At 43.9% G+C, this 789-nt stretch carries 3 protein-coding genes; 2 read left to right on the forward strand and 1 reads right to left on the reverse strand.

All coding sequences use genetic code 11. From position 1 onward, the window contains the following. Together C5469_RS22925 and C5469_RS22930 are read left to right on the forward strand one after the other, a co-directional pair. Window positions 1–196 (forward strand): lysis protein (locus C5469_RS22925; protein WP_166311010.1); only part of this gene is annotated, 196 nt, incomplete at its 5' end. A gap of 8 nt (window positions 197–204) precedes the next feature. Then, window positions 205–471, forward strand: a complete 267-nt coding sequence (locus tag C5469_RS22930) for a hypothetical protein (protein ID WP_166311012.1) — start codon at window positions 205–207, stop codon at window positions 469–471. On the opposite strand, the gene C5469_RS23350 is transcribed toward C5469_RS22930, so the two are convergent. Further along, the coding region (locus C5469_RS23350; protein ID WP_207629340.1) for a hypothetical protein at window positions 428–789 on the reverse strand (362 nt) is incomplete at its 5' end. The genes C5469_RS22930 and C5469_RS23350 overlap by 44 nt on opposite strands.

Below are 789 nucleotides of genomic sequence, written 5' to 3' on the forward strand. Positions count from 1 at the left end.
TGGTCGTCGCCGGTTGCGTATCGCGGCAACCTGTAGTCAGGGCGAAGCCGGTTCCCCCTCCGGCGTGGTTAATGCAGCCAGCCCCAGATTGGAAGACCCCGCTATCAGGGATTATTTCACTCTCACCGAAAGAGTAACAACGATGCAGGCTCAACTAGAAGGTTTGCAGGACTACATTAGAACCCAGTGTCAATAGGAACAAGTATGAATAAAACAAAAGTCGCTAACATAAAAAAAAGCAGACTACCTGAGCTTAGTGTAAGAAACAGGACTGATAAACGAACCAGTCCGTATCAAGTCGTGGTTTTAGATAGTGATGGAGACGAGCTATTCACTCATATAAGTAATGGCCGGTATGAATATGACGACATGCTGCCAGCGATACTTTGTGAAGCGGCATTGGCGGCACATAACCCGAATTTAATCGTTATTGATCAGGGGGTAGAGTTTCAACAACCTTCCCGACTCTAACGGGGGTGGATAATAAGACTTCAAGTCTTGGCGGGCGCCTTTCTCCATGAAGAGGCTTGTGATTTGTAATCTCACCCCACCAATAATATTTAGCATATTCAATTCGTTTTGTTGGATTTGCATCATAATCTAGCCAACTTGAATCTAGTGTGAGAAAGTCTTCGCTGAATACCTCATATATGTTAACTGGATGATCAGGACGCGGGATGATTTCTTTTGCAAATAAAAGTGCATCATCAATGCTAAGAGCAGCAAAAAATGAGCTGAGTCTGCTTAGTCTTTTTGCAAAATCAGGCACATTTTGTCTTACATATTCAG

It is taken from the genome of Photorhabdus cinerea, assembly GCF_011189575.1.
Classification (GTDB): Bacteria; Pseudomonadota; Gammaproteobacteria; order Enterobacterales; family Enterobacteriaceae; genus Photorhabdus; species Photorhabdus cinerea.

Coding starts and splice junctions, on each gene's coding strand:
- C5469_RS22930 (WP_166311012.1), top strand. CDS start 205: ATGAATAAAACAAAAGTCGCTAACATAAAAAAAAGCAGACTACCTGAG.